The 23,794-nt window shown below is 71.9% G+C and carries 22 protein-coding genes; 6 read left to right on the top strand and 16 right to left on the bottom strand.

The window, feature by feature from the left end:
• Positions 1–3: 3 nt before the first annotated feature.
• The gene (locus G3I77_RS05205; RefSeq protein ID WP_248501353.1) at positions 4–1,455 is read right to left on the bottom strand and encodes an NCS1 family nucleobase:cation symporter-1; all 1,452 of its coding nucleotides are present in this window, start codon (positions 1,453–1,455) and stop codon (positions 4–6) included.
• 153 nt (positions 1,456–1,608) lie between these two features.
• Here G3I77_RS05205 and G3I77_RS05200 point away from each other — a divergent pair, with 153 nt between their 5' ends.
• A complete protein-coding gene (locus tag G3I77_RS05200; protein ID WP_248501352.1) occupies positions 1,609–2,271 on the top strand; it encodes a GntR family transcriptional regulator in 663 nt (220 codons plus the stop codon).
• Here G3I77_RS05200 and G3I77_RS05195 read toward each other — a convergent pair.
• The 3 genes from G3I77_RS05195 to G3I77_RS05185 form a co-directional block, all read right to left on the bottom strand.
• The gene (locus tag G3I77_RS05195) at positions 2,268–2,972 is read right to left on the bottom strand and encodes a uracil-DNA glycosylase (protein ID WP_248501351.1); all 705 of its coding nucleotides are present in this window, start codon (positions 2,970–2,972) and stop codon (positions 2,268–2,270) included. The genes G3I77_RS05200 and G3I77_RS05195 overlap by 4 nt on opposite strands.
• An 84-nt stretch (positions 2,973–3,056) precedes the next feature.
• Positions 3,057–4,370 (bottom strand): MFS transporter, encoded by a 1,314-nt coding sequence (locus G3I77_RS05190; RefSeq protein WP_248501350.1) that lies wholly within the window; start codon positions 4,368–4,370, stop codon positions 3,057–3,059.
• A complete protein-coding gene (locus G3I77_RS05185; RefSeq protein ID WP_248501349.1) occupies positions 4,367–5,002 on the bottom strand; it encodes a helix-turn-helix domain-containing protein in 636 nt (211 codons plus the stop codon). Before G3I77_RS05185 ends, G3I77_RS05190 begins: the two co-directional genes overlap by 4 nt.
• Positions 5,003–5,123: 121 nt before the next feature.
• Between G3I77_RS05185 and G3I77_RS05180 the strand changes: the two genes are divergently transcribed.
• Positions 5,124–5,738, top strand: a complete 615-nt coding sequence (locus tag G3I77_RS05180) for an RNA-binding S4 domain-containing protein (RefSeq protein ID WP_248501348.1) — start codon at positions 5,124–5,126, stop codon at positions 5,736–5,738.
• A 102-nt stretch (positions 5,739–5,840) separates the two neighbouring features.
• Here G3I77_RS05180 and G3I77_RS05175 read toward each other — a convergent pair whose 3' ends face one another.
• The 3 genes from G3I77_RS05175 to G3I77_RS05165 form a co-directional block, all read right to left on the bottom strand.
• Positions 5,841–6,305: a DoxX family protein gene (locus G3I77_RS05175; protein WP_248501347.1), complete on the bottom strand. Its 465-nt coding sequence runs from the start codon at positions 6,303–6,305 to the stop codon at positions 5,841–5,843.
• A gap of 207 nt (positions 6,306–6,512) precedes the next feature.
• Positions 6,513–7,193, bottom strand: a complete 681-nt coding sequence (locus G3I77_RS05170; protein WP_248501346.1) for a bifunctional 2-polyprenyl-6-hydroxyphenol methylase/3-demethylubiquinol 3-O-methyltransferase UbiG — start codon at positions 7,191–7,193, stop codon at positions 6,513–6,515.
• Between the two features lie 114 nt (positions 7,194–7,307).
• Positions 7,308–7,751, bottom strand: coding sequence for an acyltransferase domain-containing protein (locus G3I77_RS05165; protein ID WP_248501345.1), 444 nt, complete (start codon positions 7,749–7,751; stop codon positions 7,308–7,310).
• A gap of 74 nt (positions 7,752–7,825) precedes the next feature.
• Here G3I77_RS05165 and G3I77_RS05160 point away from each other — a divergent pair, with 74 nt between their 5' ends.
• Positions 7,826–8,089 carry a DUF6343 family protein gene (locus tag G3I77_RS05160; protein ID WP_248501344.1) on the top strand — a complete coding sequence of 88 codons (264 nt, stop codon included), beginning with the start codon at positions 7,826–7,828 and terminating at the stop codon, positions 8,087–8,089.
• A gap of 18 nt (positions 8,090–8,107) precedes the next feature.
• Here the strand turns inward: G3I77_RS05160 and G3I77_RS05155 are convergent, their stop codons facing one another.
• From G3I77_RS05155 to rpsA, 4 genes are all read right to left on the bottom strand, one after another.
• Entirely contained in the window at positions 8,108–8,488 is a 381-nt protein-coding gene (locus G3I77_RS05155; protein ID WP_248501343.1) for a tetratricopeptide repeat protein, read from the bottom strand.
• A gap of 50 nt (positions 8,489–8,538) precedes the next feature.
• Entirely contained in the window at positions 8,539–9,159 is a 621-nt protein-coding gene (gene coaE, locus G3I77_RS05150) for a dephospho-CoA kinase (RefSeq protein WP_248501342.1), read from the bottom strand.
• 54 nt (positions 9,160–9,213) lie between these two features.
• On the bottom strand, positions 9,214–10,152 hold the full coding sequence (locus G3I77_RS05145) for a PAC2 family protein (protein ID WP_248501341.1): 939 nt from the start codon (positions 10,150–10,152) through the stop codon (positions 9,214–9,216).
• A gap of 231 nt (positions 10,153–10,383) precedes the next feature.
• The gene (gene rpsA, locus G3I77_RS05140) at positions 10,384–11,880 is read right to left on the bottom strand and encodes a 30S ribosomal protein S1 (protein WP_248501340.1); all 1,497 of its coding nucleotides are present in this window, start codon (positions 11,878–11,880) and stop codon (positions 10,384–10,386) included.
• Positions 11,881–12,194: 314 nt separating this feature from the next.
• On the opposite strand from rpsA, the gene G3I77_RS05135 reads away from it, so the two are divergent.
• Positions 12,195–13,055 carry a class I SAM-dependent methyltransferase gene (locus G3I77_RS05135; RefSeq protein WP_248501339.1) on the top strand — a complete coding sequence of 287 codons (861 nt, stop codon included), beginning with the start codon at positions 12,195–12,197 and terminating at the stop codon, positions 13,053–13,055.
• Between the two features lie 51 nt (positions 13,056–13,106).
• Positions 13,107–15,641, top strand: coding sequence for an ATP-dependent helicase HrpB (gene hrpB, locus G3I77_RS05130; RefSeq protein WP_248501338.1), 2,535 nt, complete (start codon positions 13,107–13,109; stop codon positions 15,639–15,641).
• Here the strand turns inward: hrpB and G3I77_RS05125 are convergent.
• From G3I77_RS05125 to G3I77_RS05115, 3 genes are all read right to left on the bottom strand, one after another.
• Positions 15,631–16,623: a DUF3068 domain-containing protein gene (locus G3I77_RS05125; RefSeq protein ID WP_248501337.1), complete on the bottom strand. Its 993-nt coding sequence runs from the start codon at positions 16,621–16,623 to the stop codon at positions 15,631–15,633. The two genes, hrpB and G3I77_RS05125, sit on opposite strands and share 11 nt — an antisense overlap.
• A 25-nt stretch (positions 16,624–16,648) precedes the next feature.
• A complete protein-coding gene (locus G3I77_RS05120) occupies positions 16,649–16,783 on the bottom strand; it encodes an SPW_0924 family protein (protein ID WP_248501336.1) in 135 nt (44 codons plus the stop codon).
• Between the two features lie 148 nt (positions 16,784–16,931).
• The gene (locus G3I77_RS05115) at positions 16,932–18,680 is read right to left on the bottom strand and encodes a lytic transglycosylase domain-containing protein (protein ID WP_248501335.1); all 1,749 of its coding nucleotides are present in this window, start codon (positions 18,678–18,680) and stop codon (positions 16,932–16,934) included.
• A 341-nt stretch (positions 18,681–19,021) separates the two neighbouring features.
• On the opposite strand from G3I77_RS05115, the gene G3I77_RS05110 reads away from it, so the two are divergent.
• Positions 19,022–19,879 (top strand): DUF4184 family protein, encoded by an 858-nt coding sequence (locus G3I77_RS05110; protein WP_248501334.1) that lies wholly within the window; start codon positions 19,022–19,024, stop codon positions 19,877–19,879.
• On the opposite strand, the gene G3I77_RS05105 is transcribed toward G3I77_RS05110, so the two are convergent.
• Positions 19,797–20,444 (bottom strand): hypothetical protein, encoded by a 648-nt coding sequence (locus tag G3I77_RS05105; RefSeq protein ID WP_248501333.1) that lies wholly within the window; start codon positions 20,442–20,444, stop codon positions 19,797–19,799. The two genes, G3I77_RS05110 and G3I77_RS05105, sit on opposite strands and share 83 nt — an antisense overlap.
• A gap of 560 nt (positions 20,445–21,004) precedes the next feature.
• A complete protein-coding gene (polA, locus tag G3I77_RS05100) occupies positions 21,005–23,731 on the bottom strand; it encodes a DNA polymerase I (protein ID WP_248501332.1) in 2,727 nt (908 codons plus the stop codon).
• Positions 23,732–23,794 lie beyond the last annotated feature (63 nt).

The raw sequence follows: 23,794 nt of genomic DNA, 5'->3' as shown, positions 1-23,794 counted from the left end.
CTCTCAGACCTCCGCGGTGGCACGCTCGGGACGGCACAGGGCCGCGTACAGCCCGGCGGCGAGCGCCGTGCCGATGAACCAGGAGTACGGGGCGACATCGCTGAAGGTCTTCACCAGCGCGAGCACCGCCGCGACACCGGCCGCCGGCAGGAACGCCCAGAGCGCCTTGGGATTGACCCCCTTGCGGTAGTAGTAGCGGGAGCCGGGGGTGGCGTCGAACAGTTCGTCCACGTTCACGCGCCCGCGCTTGACCCAGTAGTAGTCGAGCATGATCACGCCGAACAGCGGGCCGAGGAAGGCGCCGAGGCCGCCGAGGAAGTAGTTCACGACGGTCGGGTTGGAGAAGAGGTTCCAGGGGGTGACGAGCAGCGCCGCGACCGTGCTGATCATGCCGCCGACCTTGAAGGTGATCTTCTGCGGCCAGACGTTGGCCAGGTCGTACGCCGGGGAGACGAAGTTGGCGACGATGTTGACGCCCATGGTGGCGATGGCGAAGGTCAGCGCGCCCAGCACCAGCACCCAGGTGCTGCCGATCTCGGCGACGAGGTAGGCCGGGTCGGTGATCTCCTTGCCGAAGACCTCGAAGGCGCCCGCGGTGACGATGACCGACACGATCACGAAGGCCGTGGAGTTGACGGGCAGGCCCCAGAAGTTGCCGCGCCTGACGGACTTGTAGTCGGGCGCGAAGCGGGAGAAGTCGCAGAAGTTGAGCATCAGGGTGCCGTACGTGGCGAGGACCAAGCCGATCGCGCCGAACCACTGGCGCCACTGCTCGCCGACGGAGACCGGGTGCGGCGTGGAGGTGAGCGAGATCGTCCAGCCGGCCTTGGCGAGGATCCACACGGCCAGTGCGATCATCACCAGCCAGATCGCCGGGCCGCAGAAGTCCTGGAACTTGCGGACCGATTCCATGCCCCGGCTGATGATCGCCGCCTGGACCAGCCACAGCACGATGAAGGAGAACCAGCCGAGGGCGTCCAGGCCGAGGAAGGAGTTGTGCGTCCACGACTCCAGGCTCGGCCAGGCCGCGAGCAGCATCACGTTGACGGCGACGGAGGCGAGGTAGGTCTGGATGCCGTACCACATGATGGCGATCACGGCCCTGATCAGCGCCGGGATGTTGGCACCCCAGATGCCGAACGCGATCCGGCTGACCACCGGGAAGGGCACGCCGTGGCGCTGGCCGATCTTGCCCATCCGGTTCATGCCGATGTAGATGATCACGAACCCGACGAGCAGGGACGTGAAGATCTGCCAGACGTTCATGCCGAGGAAGAGCAGTCCGGCGGCGAACGTGTAGTTGCCGAGGTTGTGGACGTCGGACATCCACATGGCGAAGAGGTCGAAGACCTTCCAGCTGCGCTTCTCGGCGGGCGCGAGGTCTTCGTTGGTGAGCCGGGGATCGGGGACGAACGCTGGGGTGCCGGTGACTGCGGCACGGTCGGCGAGTGACACGGGGCCTCCATGAGCGAGGGGACGGCGGAGGGCTGCTCGGTGGGCTCAGCGAGGGTTTGGTATACCAAACTGCGCTCATGGTCTCCCCGTCAACCGTTCTGACCGATGTCGCTCTCGTTAACGCTCCGTAAAACACCCCTCGCGTCGACGAAGATGGGCTCCATGACGAAGATCGAACCCCTCGGAGCGGTACGCGAACGCGTCACGGCCGATCTGCGCCAGGAGATCATCGCGGGCAGTCTCCGCCCGGGCGACCGCCTGGTGGAACGCGAGCTGGCGGAGCGGTTCGGTGTCTCGCGCGTGCCGGTCCGGGAGGCGATCCGGGCGCTCGTCACCGAGGGCTTCGTCCACTTCGAGACCCCCCGCCGTACGGTCGTACGGCGCCTCACCCCGACCGACGTCAAGGAACTGTTCGAGCTGCGCGAGGCCCTGGAGGTCTACGCCGCCGGACTCGCCGCCTCCCGCGCGACACCGGAGGATCTGACCGAGATGCGGGACCTCCTCGGCCGCGCGGCCGCCGCCACCGAGGCCGGGGACGCCGAGACGATCACCGACGTCAACAGCCGGCTGCACGACCGCATCGTGGCGATGGCCGGCAACAGCCTGCTCACCGAGGCCCTGGAGCCGGTCGCCGGCCGGCTGCGCTGGATGACCCGGCGCAACGAGGAGTGGCCGCAGCTCCTCGTGGAGCACCGCGAGCTGTACGAGGCCATCGCCTCGGGCGATCCGGAGCGCGCCCGCGCGCACGCGCTGACGCACGTACGGACCAACTACCGCTCAACGGTCCGCCATCTGTTCGGCGAGGAGGCTCCCTAGCCGCTTTCCGTGGGCAGACCCGCCGCCCGCCCGGCCGTCCGCAGGACGTCGCGCAGCATGGCGGGGGTGAGCCGGCCGGTGAAGGTGTTGCGCTGGCTGACGTGGAAGCAGCCGAAGAGTTCCAGGCCGTCGAGAAGGAACCGGGCACCGTGGGAGAAGGCGGGGCGCGGCCGGGGCACGGACCAGCCGGCCTCGGTGAACGCGGGCAGCGCGGCCTGCCAGCCGAAGGCGCCGAGTACGACCACGGCCCGCAGGGTCGGGCGCAGCAGCCGCAGTTCCTGCACGAGCCAGGGGCGGCAGGTGTCCCGCTCCTCGGGGGTGGGTTTGTTGGCGGGCGGGGCGCAGTGCACGGGCGAGGTGACGCGTACGCCGTGCAGCTCCAGGCCGTCATGGGCGTGCAGGGCGGTCGGCTGGGAGGCGAGGCCCACGTCGTACAGCGCCTCGAAGAGGACGTCCCCGGAGCGGTCGCCGGTGAACATCCGGCCCGTGCGGTTGCCGCCGTGGGCGGCGGGGGCGAGCCCCACGATCAGCAACCGGGCGTCCCCGGGCCCGAACCCGGGCACCGGCCGGCCCCAGTACGTCCAGTCCGCGAAGGCGGCTCGCTTGGCCCGGGCCGTCTCCTCCCGCCAGGAGACCAGCCGCGGGCAGGCCCGGCAGTCCGCGATGCGCCGGTCGAGGAGGGGAAGGCCGCTGGCATCCATCACTCCACGGTAGGCGCAGGCGGGGCCCGTGCTCGTCACAGGGGGCAAGATCCTGGGCAGGTCCGGCGCCGCCGGGGTGCGGGCTCAGGCACTGCTGGTCTGCGGGGCCCGTTCACCGCTCGGGCGTAGCCAGAGCAGGGCGCCGGCCAGAAGTGCGGCTCCCGTCAGCAGCCAGGGCAGCGGGCCGGGCCTCAGGGCCCCGACGATCAGGCCGGTGAGCGCGCCGACCAGCTGCTGGGCGAGGGACTGGACGGACAGCGCGGTGGCGCGACCCGCGCTGGAGACGCTGCGGTGGAGCAGCTCGTTCTCGTTCGGGGAGGCGACGCCCAGCCCGAGGTAGAAGAGTCCGAAGCCGGCGACCGCGAGACCCGTGGCCATCGGGTGGCCGGACGTCGCGGTGACCCCGAGCAACAGCAGGCCTCCCGCCCCGGCGGCGAGACTGACCAGGACGGCCCGCTCGCCACTGCCCGCAACCCGGGCGGCGAAGGGCGCGAGGTGGCTGCCGAGACCGGAGCAGACGAAACCCGCGCAGGACAGGGCAGCGTAGATCATCGCCCCGGAGCCGGTCGCGCCGGTGACCGCGACGGTACGGCCCGGTACGAGCAGTTCGATGGCGGCCAGGGCGCTTCCGGCGGCCGCGGCGCTGATCAGGATCCGGCGGACCAGCGCGTCCCGTCCGCCCAGCCGCAATCCGCCCATGACGGTGGCCGGGACGCCGCGCACCACGGAACGCAGGGTGGCCGGTGGTCGTGGCGGCTCCCGCAGGACGGCCAGTACGTAGCAGACGAAGACGACCTGGACCGCGGCGCCCAGCAGCAGGGGAACGGACAGCGGCAGCACCGCCCCGGACGTCGCCTCGCTCAGCCGGGTACCGGGATCGGGCCCCAGGCCGAGCAGCCAGGGCAGGGCGCCTCCGAGCAGGAGCCCTGCCGCGAGGGCGGCGGAGGTCGCGGAACCGCCCCGGGCCAGGCCCGTGCGCAGCTCGGCGTCCGGGCCGGAGCACGCCTGGACGGTGTCGACGTACCAGGCCTCGGCGGTACCGCTGGCCAGGGCCCGGGCCACGCCCATGAGCACCATGCCGGCGGTGAGCAACCAGGCGGTGGCGCCTAGGCCGATCAGGAGGCAGGCGACCACGTTGAGCGCACCGGCCAGGGCGAGGACCGGCCGGCGCCCGAGGACGTCGGAGAGCCCGCCGGTGGGCAGCTCCAGCGCGGCCACGGTCAGCGAGTGGGCGGCGAAGAGCCCCGCGATCGCGGCCAGGGACATGCCGCGTTCGCCGAGCAGCAGGACGATCGAGGCCATGCCCAGGCCCGGTGGCAGCCAGAGGAGCGCACAGACGGTGACGTAACGGCGGCGAGCGGTCCGTGTCCCGGGCGGCTGGGTCACGAGGTCCGTCATGAGGTGGTGGCCTCGGGGGCCGTGTCCTCGCGCCCGCTGTCGTTCCGCTCCTGCGGGGCGAACGGCAGGGCGGCGGTGAGGAGCACGACGTGCTCGGCGCGCGGGTCGTCCGCGTCCCGCGCGGTCAGTTCCTCCAGCTTGCCCGCGACGGTCTCCAAGAGCTCGGTGACCGACTCGGCCGTAAGCCGGGGCATGAGATCACTGATCCCGGACGACTCCACCCACTCCTGGCCGAGCCGCCCGGCGGCCATGTCCGCCTCGTACCGGGCGAGGGACCTCTCCAGGTGCTCGATCTGCCGCCGTCGCGCCAGGCTGACGAAAGCCCGGCCCGCCGCGGTGGACTCCATCGTCTCGTTGCTCCAGGACGTGACGGTGTGCAGCGCCCGCCAGCGCCGCTCCCGCCCGTCGCGGTGCTCGGCCTCGGTGATGAACGCGTACTTCGCCAGCACCCGCAGGTGGTAGCTGGCCGACGCCGACGACTCCCCCGTCCGCGCGGCCAGCTCACTGGCCGTGGCGGGTCCGTCCTGCCGCAGCAGTCCGAGCAGTTGGATACGCAGGGGGTGGGTGAGCGCCTTCAGGGCGGCGGAGTCGTGCTCGGGATCGAGTACGCGCTTGTGCTCGTCGCTGTCCATGCCGGGAGGTTAGGGCGCCCAGGGCACTTAGCAAAAGAGTTTTTGCAAAATTTGTTTGGGATAGTTGCTCGGAGGGCGATATCCCGCCCGGCTGGGCGGCTCGGAGGACTAAGGTCGGGGCATGGCTTCTCAAGGTGCGGGGCACGAGAGGACGGACGGGACCGAGGACGCGGGCCCGGGCGCGGCGCCCGAGTCCCCCACGGCCGCCGGCGGCTCCGGGAACGGTGATACGAAGGCCCTGGATCCGAAGGTCGCCGCGGCGATCGCCGCCGCCGAGGCCGCGGGCCCGCAGAGCGGCACGACCGTGCGCGTCGACAGCTGGATCTGGTCCGTACGCCTCGTCAAGACTCGTTCCATGGGAGCCACCGCCTGCCGGGGCGGCCACGTGCGCGTCAACGGCGAGCGCGTGAAGCCCGCACACGCCGTCCGCGTAGGGGACGAGGTGCGTCTACGGCACGAGGGCCGCGAGCGGGTCGTCGTCGTCACCCGGCTGATCCGCAAGCGGGTCGGGGCCCCCGTGGCCACCCAGTGCTACATCGACAACTCCCCGCCGCCCCCGCCCCGCGAGGCCGTCGCCCCCGCCGGCATCCGCGACCGCGGCGCGGGCCGCCCGACGAAGCGCGACCGCCGCGAAATGGAACGCCTCCGCGGTGTGGCCGGCCCGGGCAGCGTGCCCGGTCCCGGCCCTGGTCCTGGCGGGGGGTTCGGCAGCGGCTCGGGCAAACCCAGGCCGTGAGCAGGCCGAGGAACCGGCACCACCCCTCAGACCAGCGCCCGGGACGGGCCGCCAGACCCTCCCGGACGGCGCCGGAGCCGTAAGCGACACGGTCGCACCCGGTCACGCCTGTCGCCGCAACAGCCGGAGCAGATCCGCGTTGTGCCCCCGCCGTGCCCACGCGATGAGGGCGAGCGGCACGATCAGAATCAGCGGCGTCGCCGCGTACTGCCCGTCGAAGACGGCTATCTGCACGATGAACGCGCCCACCATCAACGCGCTCAGCGCCATCGCCGCCACCGACTGGAGCACCGGGATCAACAGGGCGATCGCTCCGGCCAGTTCGAGCACGCCGATGGTGTACATCCCCACGCTGCCCCAGCCGAGCCGCTCGAACGACTCGGCAGCCGACGCGTGCCCGATCAGCTTGGGCAGGGCGCTCGGGATCGCGTAGAAGAGGGCGAGCAGCACCTGCAGAGCGCGCAGGGCGATCCGGGCACGCCGCCCGCGAGCGGTCGCGGACTCGGCGATGACGACGCCGGCCTGGGTGGAGTCGGCGGCGGTGACGGAGGCGGTGGTCTCGGACATGAAGATCTCCTGGGAAGCGGTCCGTGGTGGTGTCGGAGAGGTAGACCGGCCGTCATCCCGGAACTCATCGCCATCGAGGAGAAGTCGAGCGGAAGGTCACCCCGATCCCCTCGGCCCTGCGCCCGTCAGGGGCAGAGCCGTTGGAGCCTCAGCCGCTCAGGCGCCCCGCTTCCGCTCCCCCAGGCGGGCTCTCACCCACCCGAGCCCCTAAACCGCCGGCACCGCCCGCACCCATATCCGGTCCTCCGTCAGATAGCGGTCCACCTTCAGGCCCGCCTCCTCCAGCGCCTCCTCGAACTGCTCCTTGGTCAGTGGTCGCGCCCGGAACGTCTGGGTCCAGACGGCGTCGGGGAACTCGTACTCCGCACGCACCGAGTTGACCCCGTCGCCGGCCGGTTCCGACGACGCGATCCGTACGGTGAAGCCGCTGGGGTCCTCGCGCTCGCGCGGCACGTTCTCGTGGTAGCCCTCGCCCTCCCGCTGGATCAGCACGCAGCCGCCCTCCACGACATGACGCACGCAGGTGCGCAGCATGCCGCGCCGCACCCCGACGTCTCCCGTGTGCACGAGGAACGACGCGAGCAGCACCACGTCGAACGTCTCGCCCAGGTCCAGTTCCTCGATCGGGCCGCATACGGTCCGCGCGCCGCGCACGCGCTCCAGCATCGGGGCGGACTCGTCCACCGCCGTGACCGTGAAGCCGCGCTCCAGCAGTGCGTGGGTCACGCGTCCGACTCCGCTGCCCAGTTCCAGGATGCTCGCGCCCTCGGGGACGGCGGCGGCGATGACCTCCGGTTCGCCCCCGACGGGCAGCCGTGAGTAGAGCTCCACCGCGCAGCCGTCCGGGGTGATGGCCCCGGGGCCCGTCCCCTCGTACCCCTCACGCATTTTCATCTCCATGCCCGTCCAACGGGCCGTGTCCGCACGCCCGTTCCCCTGACGGTCACCTTCACCCGACCGAGTGAACGGGACAGCACGGTCCGGGAGTTGAGGCCGCAGCGGCTACCGCCGGAACCAGCCGTGCTCCACGTACCAGTGGCCGCCCGCCCGCAGGTGGTCCCCCACCGCCCGCTCCACCGACGTGCACCTCGGCAGACCGGCCGGCGGCAGGTCCGGGTCTCCGAAGAACTGGAGCCGTCCCAGCTGGTACAGCTCACCCCGGAAGTGGTGCGTGAGCCACTGCGGGACCTGCACCCCTCCCGTGCCCTGCCGCCGCCGACGGAACGCCATGTTCCGCCCGGCTTCGGCGAGGCGCTCGGCGAGCGGCACCTCGGCCCCGACCTCTCCGATGTCCCGTACCAGCTGCTCGACGCACTCCTCCAGGAGCCTCATGGCCCCGGCATCCCCGGTCAGTGTCCGCCGCAGGGCGACCAGGTCGTCGATGTCCTCGTGCGGCACGGCGAGATCGAGCAGGATCTCGGGAAGGGTGTCGGCGTCCGGCAGCATGCACGGCTCCCCCGTCGACCTTGGTGAACCCTCGCCACGAAGAGTACGTTGCAAGCAGGAGTGGTGATCGAAGGATGCGTACAGGCAGTGAACCGCGGACCGCGCGCAGTGCCCTGCGGGCGCGTTTCTGGCTGAGCGTGTGGGGGCTGGTCTGGGCCCTCTTCGGGACGGTGGCGTTCACGCTCGCCGGGCGGACCGGGTGGGCCATCGCCTGCGGTGTGCTGCTGTTGATCGTCACGATCGACCTGGCCGTCGTCCTCCGGCACATCCGTCAGGGCCCGCACTACCAGCCAGGCCGCGACATCCCGCCCTACGAACCGCCGGACAAACGCCCCTGAAGCAGACGGGGCGCCCGCTCACGAGTCGAAGCGCGCGGCCTTCACAAACTCCGGATTCGGGTCGAGCGCGGCCGCCAGGCGGAAGTGGCGCCTCGCCGGGCCGGGACGGCCCTCGCGCTCATAGGTACGGGCGAGCGCGAAATGCGCGAACGCGTTGTCCGGCTCCCGCTCCAGGACGATCTGGAACTCGAGCTCCGCCGGCCTCAGCTGCGCCGCCGCGAAGAAGGCACGCGCCCGCAACAGCCGCGCCGCGGTGTTCTCCGGGTGGGTGGCGATGACCCCGTCGAGCAGCTTCACCGCGCCCCGCGGGTCCCGCGCCGCGAGCAGCTGCTCGGCGGCACGGAAGTCGATGACATGCGTCTCCGGGGTACGTCCGGTCGAACCGCTGGTCTCGGGCACGGCAGAGTCCTTCCCTCACTGCAGGGGTTCAACGCCCCCACGGGGTGCCGCTATTCCGTGGGAGACGGCCGGGGCGCCTGCGACCTGCGCACCAGCTCGGCCCACACGTCCTTCACGCGCTGCTCCAGCTCCTCCAGCGGGACGTCGTTGTCGATCACGATGTCCGCGATCTCCCGGCGCTGCTCGCGCGTCGCCTGGGCGGCCATCCGCGCGCGGGCGTCCTCCTCGGTCATGCCGCGCAGCCGTACGAGCCGGTCGAGCTGGGTCTCGGGGGCCGCGTCGACGACGATCACGAGGTCGTACAGCGGCGCCAGGCCGTTCTCCGTGAGGAGCGGGACGTCGTGGATCACGACCGCGTCCTCGGCGGCGGCCTCCTCCAGCTCGCGGGAGCGGGCGCCCACCAGGGGGTGCACGATCGAGTTGAGGGTGGCGAGTCTGTCCGCGTCGGCGAAGACGATGGCGCCGAGGCGGGGCCGGTCCAGGCTGCCGTCGGCGGCGAGGATCTCCTCCCCGAAGGCCTCGACGACCGAGGCGAGCCCCGGCGTCCCTGGTGCGACGACCTCCCGCGCGATGCGGTCCGCGTCGATCAGCACGGCCCCGCACGCGACGAGCAGCCGTGACACCTCACTCTTGCCGGCACCGATGCCGCCGGTCAGGCCCACCTTCAGCATGCCCGCAGCTTAGGCCCTGCCACTGACAGGGCCCTCAGCCAGGCCGTACCGGGATCAGCTGTCGCCTTCTCGTTCCGCCAGGAATTTCTCGAACTCCTGGCCGATCTCGTCCGCCGACGGGATGTCCACCGGCTCGGCGAGCATGTTGCCCCGGGTCTCGGCGCCGGCGACGGCGTCGTACTGGTGCTCAAGGCCCTCGACGAGCGCGGTGAGGTCCTCGTCGCCCTCGCGGATCTGCCGGTCGATCTCCGTCTGGGTGCGGTGGGCGTCCGAGCGCAGGGCGTGGGCGATGCCGGGCAGGACCAGTCCGGTCGCCGCCGTGATGGCCTCCAGGACCGTCAGAGCCGCGTCCGGGTACGGGGAGCGGGCGATGTAGTGCGGGACGTGGGCGGCGACGCCCAGGACGTCGTGCCCGGCCTGGAGCAGGCGGTATTCGACGAGGGACTCGGCGCTGCCGGGCACCTGCGCCTCCTCGAACGGGCTGGGGTGGCCCGGGACGAGGTCGGTGCGGTTGCCGTGCGGGGTGAGGCCGACGGGCCGGGTGTGCGGGACGCCCATGGGGATGCCGTGGAAGTTCACGGAGAGGCGGACGCCGAGCCGCTCCACGATCTGCTTCACGGCGGCGGCGAAGCGCTCCCACTCCACGTCCGGCTCAGGGCCGGACAGCAGCAGGAAGGGCGCGCCGGTGGCGTCCTGCACGAGCCGCACCTCGAGGGCGGGGTCCTCGTAGTCGCTCCAGCGGTCGCGCTTGAAGGTCAGCAACGGGCGGCGGGCGCGGTAGTCCACGAGCCGGTCGTGGTCGAAGCGGGCGACGACCTGGTGGGGCAGCGAGTCGAGCACCCGGTCGACGATCTGGTCGCCGGTCTCGCCCGCGTCGATGTATCCGTCGAAGTGGTAGAGCATGACAAGTCCGGCCGACTCCTGGGCGAGCGCCATGTCGACGACGGCCAGCCCCTTCGGCTCCCAGGCGTACAAACCCTGCGGATCAAGCACAGTGACCGCTCCTCCTCGTGTTCACACTCCACAACGCCGTTGCGGGCGTGGGCATTCCCTGGAGGAGGAGAACTTCGATCTTGGCAGCGGGCAACGCCCTTCAAGGGGCGCGGGGAACTGCGCCACAAGCCCCCACCGGCCGGCTGCCGACCGATCGGCCGGCAAGCGCTGAGGGCCCGCACCTCGAAAGGTGCGGGCCCTCAGTCAGGAAGAGCTACTGCTCAGTGGGCGTCAGCTCTGCCCACCCGCCAGCTTCTCTCGCAGGGCGGCAAGCGCCTCGTCCGAGGCCAGCGCGCCGGAGTTGTCCGCACCCTCGGAGGAGTACGAACCGCCACCGCCGGACGCGGCCGGAGCGGCGGCCTCGCCACCCTCGGCGGCGGCCTTCTCGTCCGCCTCGCGGGACTTGATGACCTGCGCCTGGTGCTGCTCGAAGCGCTGCTGCGCCTCGGCGTACTGGGTCTCCCAGGCCTCGCGCTGGGTCTCGTAGCCCTCGAGCCAGTCGTTGGTCTCGGGGTCGAAGCCCTCGGGGTAGATGTAGTTGCCCTGGTCGTCGTACGACGCGGCCATGCCGTACAGCGTCGGGTCGAACTCGACCGAGGCCGGGTCCGAACCGAAGGACTCGTTGGCCTGCTTCAGCGAGAGGCTGATGCGACGACGCTCGAGGTCGATGTCGATGACCTTGACGAAGATCTCGTCGTTGACCTGGACGACCTGCTCCGGGATCTCCACGTGGCGCTCGGCCAGCTCGGAGATGTGGACCAGACCCTCGATGCCCTCGTCCACGCGGACGAACGCACCGAACGGAACCAGCTTCGTGACCTTGCCGGGCACGACCTGGCCGATCTGGTGGGTGCGGGCGAACTGCTGCCACGGGTCTTCCTGGGTCGCCTTCAGCGACAGGGAGACACGCTCGCGGTCCATGTCCACGTCGAGGACCTCGACGGTGACTTCCTGGCCGACCTCGACAACCTCGGACGGGTGGTCGATGTGCTTCCAGGAGAGCTCGGAAACGTGGACCAGACCGTCGACGCCACCCAGGTCCACGAAGGCACCGAAGTTGACGATCGAGGAGACGACGCCGGAACGGACCTGACCCTTCTGGAGGGTGGTGAGGAACGTCTGGCGGACCTCGGACTGGGTCTGCTCGAGCCAGGCACGGCGGGACAGGACCACGTTGTTGCGGTTCTTGTCCAGCTCGATGATCTTCGCCTCGAGCTCCTTGCCCACGTAGGGCTGGAGGTCGCGGACGCGGCGCATCTCGACCAGGGAGGCCGGGAGGAAGCCACGGAGGCCGATGTCGAGGATGAGACCACCCTTGACGACCTCGATGACGGTACCGGTGACGATCCCGTCCTCTTCCTTGATCTTCTCGATGGTGCCCCAGGCACGCTCGTACTGGGCGCGCTTCTTCGAGAGGATCAGGCGGCCTTCCTTGTCCTCCTTCTGGAGAACAAGGGCCTCGATCTCGTCACCGACGGCGACGACCTCGTTCGGGTCGACGTCGTGCTTGATCGAGAGCTCGCGGCTCGGGATCACACCTTCGGTCTTGTAACCGATGTCGAGCAGGACCTCGTCCCGGTCGACCTTCACGATGACGCCGTCGACGATGTCGCCGTCGTTGAAGTACTTGATCGTCTCGTCGATCGCGGCGAGGAAGGCTTCCTCGTTACCGATGTCGTTGACCGCTACCTGCGGGGTGGTGGCGGTGGTCTCGGTGCTGCTCGTCATGTGGGAAAGGGCTCCGGTACGGACATTGAAGTCGTAGGTACTGCTACGCCGGGAGCCCGTTTCGCTCTGCAGAAGCCGGACAGCCAAGGAAGCGCCACTCAAAAACGGTGACGCCTCGACAACCGAGGGGACATACATACAGATGCGAGCGCAACCTGCTACGTCTGAGGTGCGCAGGCCCGCAGCGCAACTTGTAGCATACGGGGGCAGCCGGGCAGGGTCAATGCGCGAAGCCGCCCACGCGGGGCGGATCGCCGCATACCCGGCACAAGTCATGTCGTTCGAGGCCACGCGGGCCGTACGACGCCCCCTTTGTGACACCGCCGGGACCGGCTGGACGGAAGAGTACGACGAGGGAGCCGATCATCCAAGAGTCCGAAGCGTCCGAACCCGAGGCCACCCGGCGTGATGCCGGGGCCACGGAGAGCTCCCGCGCCAATCGTGGCTGGTGGGACCGCAACGCGGACGAGTACCAGATCGAGCACGGCACGTTCCTCGGCGACGACCGCTTCGTCTGGGGCCCCGAAGGGCTGGACGAGGTGGAGGCCGAGTTGCTCGGCCCGCCGGAGGAACTGAAGGGCCGGGACGTCCTGGAGATCGGCGCCGGCGCCGCACAGTGCTCGCGCTGGCTGACCGCCCAGGGTGCGCGCCCGGTCGCCCTGGACATCTCCCACCGGCAGCTGCAGCACGCGCTGCGCATCGGCGTCTCCTTCCCCCTGGTGTGCGCCGACGCCGGTGCGCTTCCCTTCGCGGACGCGTCGTTCGACCTGGCCTGCTCGGCGTACGGGGCGCTGCCCTTCGTCGCCGACCCTCGCCAGGTCCTGCGCGAGGTGCGCCGGGTGCTGCGGCCCGGAGGCCGTCTCGTCTTCTCGGTGACGCATCCGATCCGCTGGGCCTTCCCGGACGAGCCGGGGCCGGAGGGGCTGTCGGTGTCGGCCTCGTACTTCGACCGCACTCCCTATGTCGAGCAGGACGACGAGGGACAGGCGGTCTACGTCGAGCACCACCGCACGCTCGGCGACCGTGTCCGGGACGTCGTGGCGTCGGGCTTCCGACTGGTCGACCTGGTGGAGCCGGAGTGGCCCGTCTGGAACACCTCCGAGTGGGGCGGCTGGTCGCCGTTGCGCGGGAACCTGATCCCCGGGACGGCGATCTTCGTGTGCGAGCGGGACTGATACGTCCCCGCGCGTGAGGGTGCGCTTCCCCGGCGTACGACACTGAGGGGCGTGATCCGTTACGACGCCCTGGAAGCCCTGCCCGTACGCGGTGCCCTGCCCGCCCTCGACGAAGCCCTGGAGGGGCACGGCACCGCCGTCCTCGTGGCGCCGCCCGGCACCGGCAAGACGACGCTGGTGCCGCCGGCCCTGGCGGGACTGCTCGGGAAGGGGCCCCAGCGGCGGGTGATCGTGGCGGAGCCGCGGCGGATCGCGGCCCGGGCCGCGGCGCGGCGGATGGCGTGGCTGCTGGGCGAGAAGCCCGGCGAGAGCGTCGGCTACACCGTTCGCGGGGAACGGGTCGTCGGGCGGCACACGCGCGTGGAGGTCGTCACGACCGGTGTGCTGGTGCAACGGCTGCAGCGGGACCAGGAGCTGGCCGGTGCCGACGTGGTGGTGCTCGACGAGTGCCACGAGCGGCACCTGGACGCGGACACGGCGGCGGCGTTCCTGTGGGACGTTCGGCAGACACTGCGGCCGGAGCTGCGGCTGGTGGCCGCCTCGGCGACGACCGACGCGCAGGGATGGGCGCGGCTGCTGGGCGGGGCGCCGGTGGTCGAGGCGCAGGGCACGGCGTATCCGGTGGAGGCCGTGTGGGCGCCGCCGGTGCGTCCGGTGCGGCCGCCGCACGGGATGCGGGTCGACCCGGCGCTGCTGACGCATGTGGCGTCCGTGGTGCGGCGGGCGCTGGCCGAGCGGGACGGGGACGTGCTGTGTTTCCTGCCGGGCGTGGGCGAGATCGCCAGGGTCGCCGGGCAGCTCGGGGGGCTCGGTGACGTCGAGGTGCTTCAGGTGCACGGGCGGGCGCCCGCGGCCGTGCAGGACGCGGTGCTGGTGCGCGGGGAGCGGCGGCGGGTCGTGCTGGCCACGTCCGTCGCGGAGTCCTCTCTGACCGTGCCCGGGGTGCGCCTGGTCGTGGACTCGGGGCTGGCGCGCGAGCCGCGGGTGGACCACGCGCGCGGGTTGAGCGCGCTGACGACCGTACGGGCGTCGCAGGCGGCCGGGCGGCAGCGGGCGGGTCGGGCCGGGCGCGAGGCGCCGGGGGCGGTGTACCGGTGCTGGGCGGAGGCCGAGGACGCGCGTCTGCCGCGGTATCCGTCGCCGGAGATCAGGGTGGCCGACCTGACGGCGTTCGCGCTGCAGGTGGCGTGCTGGGGGGATCCGGACGCGTCCGGGCTCGCGCTGCTGGACGGGCCGCCGAGCGGGGCCATGGCGGCGGCCCGGGAGGTCTTGACGGCGGTGGGGGCGGTGGACGCCGCGGGGCGGGCCACTGAGCGGGGAGTCGCCCTGTCCCGGCTGGGTCTGCATCCCCGGCTGGGGCGGGCCTTGCTGGACGGGTCCGGCTCGGTCGGGGCGGAGCGGGCCGCCGAGGTCGTCGCGCTGCTCAGTGAGGAGGCTCCGCGGGAGTACGGAGACGATCTGGCGGGCGCGCTGCGTCGTGCTCGGCGTGGGGGTGACGCCTATGCGTCACGGTGGCGGAGCGAGGTTCGGCGGCTGCGGGCCGCCGCTCCCGGAATGTCCCGTCCACGGGACTGCCCTCCAGGGGCGGAGGCCGAGGGGCCGGGCAGCCTCTCCGAAGAGCAGCAGGTCGGGCTAGTCGCCGCTCTCGCCTTTCCCGAGCGGGTCGCCAAGCGTGACGGTGGGTCGTACCTCATGGCTTCCGGGACCCGGGCCGAGAGCGGTGCGGGGAGCCGGCTGACCGGTGCCCCCTGGATCGCTGTCGCCATGGCCGACCGGCCGGTCGGCAAGGGGCACGCGCGCGTGCAGCTCGGGGCTGTCGTCGACGAGGAGACGGCCCGGCTCGCGGCGGGGGCGCTGCTGGAGGAGCGGGACGAGGTCGGGTGGGACAACGGAGAAGTCGTGGCGCGTCGGGTGGAGCGGCTGGGGGCCGTGGAGTTGGCGGTGCGGGCGCTGAAGGACGCCGATCCCGGCCTCGTGCGCAGCGCGTTGCTCGACGGGCTGCGGCGGGAGGGGTTCGGGCTGCTGCGGTGGCCGGCGGAGGCCGAAGCCCTGCGGCAGCGGCTCGCGTTCCTGCGGCTGCATCTCGGTGAGCCCTGGCCGGACGTGTCCGACGACGCGCTGCACGCGCGCGTGGAGGAGTGGCTGGAGCCGGAGCTCGGCCGGGCGCGGCGGCGGGCCGATCTGGCACGGATCGATGCCGGGGAGGGGCTCGCCCGGCTGCTGCCCTGGGCCTGCGGAGAGGCGGGGCGGCTCGACGAGCTGGCCCCGGAGCGGATGACCGTGCCGAGCGGGTCGCGGATCCGGATCGACTACTCACGGCCCGAGCAGCCCGTGCTGGCGGTGAAGGTGCAGGAGATGTTCGGGCTCCAGGAGTCGCCCCGGGTCGCCGGGGTGCCGCTGCTCGTGCATCTGCTGTCCCCGGCCGGGCGGCCGGCCGCCGTCACCGCCGATCTCGCCTCGTTCTGGCGGGACGGCTACAAGGGCGTACGGGCGGAGCTGCGGGGGCGGTATCCGAAGCATCCGTGGCCCGAGGACCCGGCGGGGGCCGAGCCGACCCGGCACACCAACGCGCGGCTCAGGCGCTGACCGACGACGGTTCCTCGGCCGACGTGGCCGCCGGGCCCGAGGGCCGGCGGCTGCGGGCCTCCAGGTACAGCGCGAGGGCCAGCAGGAGGACACCGAGGGTCAGGAAGCCCCACGGCAGGTAGGACGTCATCAACAGGATGAGCAGACGCTGGGACTTCACCAGCTCGACCGTGTGCGTGAGGTAGTCCTCGCGCATCTTCACGTGGCCGGCGAACGCGGTCACCTTGTCGCGGTCGCCGAGGAGGGTGCCGCCGCGCAGTTCCTCCTTGTGGATCTCCTCTCCGTACACGGGGGCGCCGGTGACGGGTTCGACCCAGAACTTGCGGACCGTGGTGTACCAGCGGGTCGTGCCGGTCTGTGCCACCGCCTCGGGGGTGAGGCCCTCGACGGGCAGGGTCTTCGGGATCTTCACCTTGGTCCAGGGGATGGTCTGCTCGAAGTAGTAGACCTCGAGGCCCCGGAAGTCCTGGGTGCCCTTGTACGTGATGGGCGCGGTGATGCGGGCCTGGGCGTCGAAGTACTCGTAGTCCCGTTTCTCCGTCAGGAAGGGCCATTTGAACTCGATGCCCTGGCGGCGCACCGGGTCGCCGTCGACCATCTCGCCGGTGGCATGGACGGGTTCCTGGGTGTGGGCGTCGAAGATGTAGCGCTCGGGGATCTTGGAGACCATCTTGCCGTCGGGGCCGACGACGTAGGACAGGCCGTCCCAGACGACGACGTCCCGGCCGGCCGACTCCTCGATGCGCTCGGAGGCCTCCACGTTGCCCTTGAGGGTCTGGACGATGGTGACCTTGGAGACCCTCTTCGCCTTCATCGTGCCGTAGTCGAGGAGGGTGGCGTCCTTCGCCTCCAGGACCATGTCCTGGTACTGGTTCGCGGGGACCTTGGCGAGGCGCGGGAAGGCGTACCAGCGCAGCAACGGGGACAGGGCCGCGAAGAACACGGCGAGGGCGAGCAGGACCAGGCCGGCCTTGCGGCGCATCTCGGCCTCCCTCCCGGGCGGGCGGTCAGGGGTGTGCGGGCACCGTCGTCAGCAGCGGCTTCGGGGACGTCCCGCCCGAGGGGGATGCGAGGGCGGTCAACGTCAGGACCACGGCGAACGCGACGGCGAGACCGGTGGCGGCGGCGATGAGAGCGCGCATACGGAGCCTCCCCACGGGTCGTGACGGCCAGAACTGATACGCCGTCAGCTTTCTCGGCACCGTAGCAACGCGCGGCGGAGATGAGAACACGTTGCACACACAACGACGCCCCTCTTACAAGAGGGGCGTCGTGCGTCGTACTGGAGAGCTACGCGCTCGGACTGGCCGACGGGCTCGGCGAGGACGTCTCGGCCGCCGCCACGGTCAGTTCGACGGTGAGCGTCGCTCCGCCTGCCGTGGTGATGCGGAGCAGGAACGTGCCGGTCGTGTCGTCCGCGTACAGCTCGGGCAGCTTGAGCAGGCCCTTCGCGTCCGTCTTCAGGCCCGTCAGGGTGCGGACGGTCTTGCCGTCGGCGTCCTTGAAGTAGGGGCCCTTGTCGTCGGCAGTCGGGTCGTCCGCGGACTTGACCAGCGTGGCGGTGGCCGCGACACCGTCGGCGACGGCGCCCTGGTATGTGGCCTTGACCTCGACCTGGTTCGCGAACTCGCCGCCCGGGGCGCAGGTCAGCGCGGCGTCACCGGTGCGGGCGAGGGCATCGGCGGCGCGCTCGGTGACGGTGGCCTTGTAGTCGAGGCCCGGGACGGCGCGGCCCACCACGGTGGCGCGGACGGTGAAGGCCCCGGTCTTCTCCCCCGCCTGCAGGGCGGGTGCCACGGCCACGCCGGAGCTGTTGGTGGCGACCGTGGCCACGCTCTCGCCGCCGGTGAAGGTGGTGTCCGTGTCGCCCATGATCGTGAAGCGGACCCTGACCTTGGCGACGACCTTGCCGGCCTCCGTCTCGGCGCGGGTGCTGATCCGCCGGCTGAACGCGTCGCCGGCCATGGCGGTGAGCTTCGCGGTACCGGCGTCCTCCAGATGGTCCACCGTGTCGGTGGGGGTGGGAGGCGTCGTGGGCGGCGGGGTCGGGGTGCCGGGCGGTGTGGTGGGCGGCTTCGGGGTCGTCGTACCGCCACCACCGGGCTTCCCGGGCTTTTCGGGCTTCTCAGGCTTGGGGCCGGGCTTGGGCGTCGAACGGCCCGGAGCGGTCGTGCCCGGTGTGGTGGGCGTCGGGCTCGCGCCGACGCCGTCGTCGCTGCGGTTGTCGGGCAGCGTGCCGGTGCCGTCCGGGACCTCGTGCGTGCCCTTGCGGTAGTACTCCAGCCACCTCATGACGAGGTTCAGGTAGTCCCGCGAGTTGTTGTAGCTGAGGATCGCCCGGTCGAGTTGGCCCTGGTCGGACAGGTCCCAGTTGTTGCGGCACAGGTAGTGGCCGGCGGCGAGCGCGGCGTCGTAGATGTTGTTGGGGTCCTCCTTGCCGTCGCCGTTGCCGTCACGGCCGGCCCAGGCCCAGGTGGAGGGGATGAACTGCATGGGGCCGACGGCCTGGTCGTAGGAGCTGTTGCCGTCGTACGCGCCGTCGTCGGTGTCCTTGATGAGGGCGAAGCCGTTGCCGTCGAGCTGCGGGCCCAGGATCGGCTTGATGGTGGTGCCGTCGGCCCTGACCTTGCCGCCACGGGCCTGTCCCGACTCCACCCGGCCGATGGCCGCGAGGAGTTGCCAGGGCAGGTGGCAGCCGGGCTTGGCCTCGCGCAGCGCGGTCTCGGCCTTCTTGTAGGCGTCGAGGACGGTCGCGGGGATGCCGGCTTCCGTCGTGCCCGTGCCGCCCGGGCCGGGGCCCGTGGAGGGTGACGGGTTGGGGCTCTTGAGCGGGGGCAGGTCCGTGTAGTACGGCGAGTTGCCGGTGGCGCTGCCGTCGGAGGCACTCGCTTCGGGTGAGGGGGTGGCGTCCGCTGCGGTCTGTCTGCCGTGGTCGTTCACGCCCGGAGCCTGGGAGGCGGACAGGGCCGCGACCGCTACCGCGGCCACGGCGGTGGTCGCCGCCCCCTTGCGCAGCCTCCTGCCGAATTGCGCCGCCATAGAGTGAACCCCTCCCGTGGACGCCCGAGCGTCCGGTCTACGTCTGCAGTGTTCGCCCTGTTGTGACGATCCAACCGCCCGAGGGGTTGCCCTCCGACGGTCACAACTCTGTTCTCTTGCGTGCCCTGTTCTTCACCGCGTTCACGTGGCCGACGCGCTCCCCGCGCGGCGACTCTGGCGACCCTACGGCAACTTCCTTTGCTCGGGCACCCGTTCGTGACCGCTTTTCACCAGTTGGTCTTGTGCGCTCGTGACGTCGTCGCCATGGCGGGATCTTGCATACTGGGCCACTCACCGCCGGGCACCCCGGCCTGGTGCAACGACCGTCGCGAGGAGCCGAGTTGCCGTTCACGCTGAGCCATGCGGCAGCCGTGCTGCCCGCCGTCCGCACCGACGGCACCGGCCGGGGTCCGCTGGTACCCGCCGTGCTCGTGGCGGGTTCCTTCGCGCCCGACATGACCTACTACGCGGCGAGTGTGCTGTCCGGGGCGATGGAGTTCGGTGACGTCACGCACGCGTTCCCGGGGGTGCTCACGGTCGATGTGCTCATCGCCTGGGCGCTGGTGGGGTTGTGGCTGCTGGTGCGTGAGCCGCTCGTCGCGTTGCTGCCGCGGGCCCGGCAGGGGCGGGTGGCGGCCCTGCTGCGGTGCGGGGCGCCACGCGCGCGGGTGCGGCCGTCGCTGGTGGCACGGTGGTATCTGTCCGCGGCGCTCGGTGCGTCGACCCATGTGGTGTGGGACGCGTTCACGCATCTCGACCGGTGGGGCATGCGGCTGTTTCCGGTACTGGGCCGGGAGGTGGCGGGCTCACCGCTGTACTGGTACCTGCAGTACGGGGGTTCGGCGGTGGCCGCGGTCGTGATCGCCGTGTTCGTGGCGCACGCGCTGCGGCGGGCGCCCGTGCGCGAGCCGGTGGACGTCCCCGTGCTGGCGGTACGGGACCGGTGGGCGGCCGCTGCCGTGATCTGCGGTTTCGCACTGGTGGGGGCCGTGCAGCGGGCGTCGCGGTGGTGGGCGTACTGGGGCTCGGCCGCGAAGCCGTGGGAGATCATTCCGACGGTGTGCTTCGGCGCGGGCGCGGGACTCGTCCCGGCGCTGCTGCTCTACGCCGTGGGGGTCAGGGTGCGGCGTCCGGTTCCGGTCCCCGCCGGTCCTGCCCCTGCCGCCGAGACGGAGCCGAGCCGCCCGGCCGCTCGCTGAGGGCACTGTCGGTCGTCGTGATGTACACGGTGATGGTCGTGTGCGCCGGGCGGGGGCGTGGGAGCAGGGTGAGGACGAGGGTCAGGTAGTCGCGGGCGAGCCGGGCCCAGGGGCGGGAGGATTTGCCCCGGGTGCCGGTGGGCCGGGCCTCGGTGGGTGCGTGGCCGGTGACGGCGGGCGGGTCGGTCCCGGTGGGCAGGGTGCCGGCGCCGATGAGGGCGGACAGGGCGTCGGTGTCGGCGAGGCCGGTCAGAGCGGACATGACGTCGGTGCCGACGAGGCCGGTCAGGACGGACGGGGCATCGGTGCCGGTGCGGCCGATGAGGGCGGACAGAGCCTCGATATCGGCGAGGGCAGGAGCGGTGGTCAGGTCGCCGGTGCCGGCGGAGCCGGTGGGCCGCCGTCCGCGGGTGGACAGGTGCTGCCGGAGGTCCGCCGTCGCGTGGCGCAGGGCCGTGGTGAAGGTGACGGGGATGCGAACCGTACTCGCGGCGGCCTCGAACGCCGGGACCGGCGGCAGTGCCCCGCCTGGTGCCGTGCGGCTGAGGAACGTGCGTATACCCATGCCCCGCATCTTTGCGACCGTCGGAGGCGGGGGCGCATTCTCGGGGGCCACGCGAGTGACGGTTTTCTGCGGGGGTCGGGGGCGGGTGGGGGGCCGGGGGCCCTGTCGCCCCCTGGCTGAGGCGGGGCGTCGGTTCCGGCTGAAGCGGGGCGCCAGCGCCCGGGCTGAGGCGGAACCCCGGTGCCCCCGCCCGCCCGAGGCAGGCCCGGGCTGACGCCGAACCCCTGTGCCCCGGCAGAGGCGAGACCTCGGTTCCGGCTGAAGCGGGACGCCAGCGCCCGGGCTGAGGCGGAACCCCGGTGCCCCCGCCCGCCCGAGGCAGGCCCGGGCTGACGCCGAACCCCTGTGCCCCGGCAGAGGCAGGGTCCCGACGCCCAGGCTGACGCGGATCCCCCATGCCCCGGCCCGAGGCAGGACCCTGGCTGCCGTGGGCCTTCCCCACTCGACCGATTCCACCTCGCCCGGCCGCGACCCCAGCGCCCAGGCCGAGGCGAAACCCTCCCCACCCAAGCCAGTCCCACCAAGCGGCGGGCCTCGCCCCAGCCGACCCGCGCTGCGGCCTAGTGCGCCGCCGACTCCCAGTCCGGGCCCGCGCCCACCGAGACGCCCAGCGGGACGCTGAGGTGGACGGCGTTCGCCATCTCCCGGCGGACCAGTTCCTCGGCGGCGGCCCGCTCCCCGGGGGCGATCTCCAGCACGATTTCGTCGTGGACCTGGAGGAGCATGCGGGAGGCGAGGCCGGCGTCCTTCAGGGCGTCGTCGACCTTGAGCATGGCGATCTTGACGATATCGGCCGCGGTGCCCTGGATGGGCGCGTTGAGGGCCATCCGCTCGGCGGCCTCGCGGCGCTGGCGGTTGTCACTGTTGAGGTCGGGGAGGTAGCGGCGGCGCCCGAAGAGCGTCGCCGTGTAGCCCGTCGCCCGGGCCTCGTCGACCGCCCGGCGCAGATAGTCCCGTACGCCGCCGAACCGCTCGAAGTACGCGTCCATCAGGGCGCGGGCCTCCGCCGCCTCGATGTTCAGCTGCTGGGAGAGGCCGAAGGCGGACAGTCCGTAGGCCAGGCCGTACGACATGGCCTTGATCTTGCGGCGCATCTCGGCGTCGACCGCGGTCGGCTCGACCGCGAAGACCTGGGAGGCGGCCGTGGTGTGCAGGTCCTCGCCCGAGGTGAACGCCTCGATCAGGCCCTCGTCCTCGGAGAGGTGGGCCATGACCCGCAGCTCGATCTGGCTGTAGTCGGCCGTCATCAGCGACTCGAAGCCCTCGCCGACGACGAAGCCGCGGCGGATGGCGCGGCCCTCGTCGGTGCGGACCGGGATGTTCTGGAGGTTGGGGTCCGTGGAGGACAGGCGGCCGGTGGCGGCGACGGTCTGGTTGAAGGTGGTGTGGATCCGGCCGTCCGCGGCGATCGTCTTGATCAGGCCCTCGACGGTCACGCGGAGCTTGGCCTGCTCGCGGTGGCGGAGCATGATCACCGGGAGCTCGTTGTCCGTCTGCGTGGCGAGCCAGGCCAGCGCGTCGGCGTCCGTGGTGTAGCCGGTCTTGGTCCGCTTGGTCTTGGGCAGGGCCAGCTCACCGAAGAGGACCTCCTGGAGCTGTTTGGGCGAGCCCAGGTTGAACTCGTGCCCGGCCGCCGCGTGGGCTTCCTTGACCGCCTGCTGGACGGCACCGGCGAACATCTGCTCCATGGCCTCCAGGTGGGGCCGGTCCGCGGCGATGCCGTGCCGCTCCATGCGGGCGAGCAGCGCGGACGTGGGCAGCTCCATGTCGCGCAGCAGGTCGGCGGCGCCGACGTCCGCCAGGCGGCTCTCGAAGGCCTGGCCCAGATCGAGGACGGCCCGGGCCTGGATCATCAGGGCCTCGGCCTCGGCGCCGTCGTCCGCGCCGAAGGCGAGCTGGCCGTCGGCCGCGGCGGCCGGGGTCAGCTCGCGGTGCAGGTACTCCAGGGACAGCGCGTCCAGGTCGAAGGAGCGGCGGCCCGGCTTGACCAGGTAGGCGGCGAGCGCGGTGTCCATGCGCACGCCCTCGACGCTCCAGCCGTGCTCGGCGAAGACGCGCATGGCGCCCTTGGCGTTGTGGAAGACCTTGGGCCGGCCGGTGTCGGCGAGCCAGGCCGCGAAGGCCCTCTCGTCGGCCTCGTCGAGCTGGGAGGGGTCGAACCAGGCGGCGGGGCCGCCGGGCGCGGCGAGGGCGACCTCGGCGACCGAGCCGGTGCCGAGTGCCCAGGTGTCGACCGTGGCGATGCCGAGGGGCTGGGTGCCGTGCTCGGTGAGCCAGGCGGGCAGCTCGCCGGTGCCGAGCACCGTGCCGTCCAGCTGCACGCCCTCGGTGCTGACCGGGGTGGTCTCGGCCTCCTCGGCGCCGGGGTCCACAGCGAAGAGCCGCTCGCGCAGCGAGGGGTTGCGGATCTCCAGGGTGTCCAGGACCATCGCGACGGCCTTGCGGTCGTAGGCCGCGCGCTCCAGGTCGGTGACGCCCTTGGGGAGCTCGACCCGGCGCTCCAGCTCGGTGAGCCGGCGGTTGAGCTTGACGGATTCCAGGTGGTCGCGGAGGTTCTGGCCGGCCTTGCCCTTGACCTCCTCGACGCGCTCGACGAGCTCGGCGAAGGAGCCGAACTGGTTGATCCACTTCGCGGCGGTCTTCTCGCCGACGCCGGGGATGCCGGGGAGGTTGTCGGAGGGGTCGCCGCGCAGAGCCGCGAAGTCGGGGTACTGCGCGGGCGTCAACCCGTACTTCTCGAATACCTTCTCCGGGGTGAAGCGGGTCAGCTCGGAGACGCCCTTGGTCGGGTACAGCACGGTCGTGTGCTCGCTGACCAGCTGGAAGGAGTCCCGGTCACCGGTGACGATCAGCACCTCGAAGCCCTCGGCCTCGGCCTGGGTGGCGAGGGTGGCGATGACGTCGTCCGCCTCGAACCCGTCCACCGCGAAGCGGACGGCGCCCATCGCGTCGAGGAGCTCGCCGATCAGCTCGACCTGGCCCTTGAACTCGTCCGGGGTCTTGGAGCGGTTCGCCTTGTACTCCGTGAACTCCTGGGACCGCCAGGTCTTGCGGGAGACGTCGAAGGCGACCGCGAAGTGCGTGGGCGCCTCGTCGCGCAGCGTGTTGGCCAGCATCGACGCGAAGCCGTAGATCGCGTTCGTCGGCTGGCCCGTCGCGGTGGTGAAGTTCTCCGCGGGCAGCGCGAAGAACGCGCGGTAGGCCAGCGAGTGCCCGTCCATGAGCATCAGTCGCGGCCGGCTGCCGCCGGAGGTCTTGTCGGTCGTCTTCGATGCTGTCTCTGCCACGCCCCCGATCCTGCCACGCCCCACTGACAGTCGGTCCCGGCCCCGCGGACGCCGGGACCGGGC

It is taken from the genome of Streptomyces sp. D2-8, assembly GCF_023184515.1.
In the GTDB taxonomy this organism is placed as follows: domain Bacteria; phylum Actinomycetota; class Actinomycetes; order Streptomycetales; family Streptomycetaceae; genus Streptomyces.
This window is presented reverse-complemented; position numbering and strand designations above follow the sequence as displayed.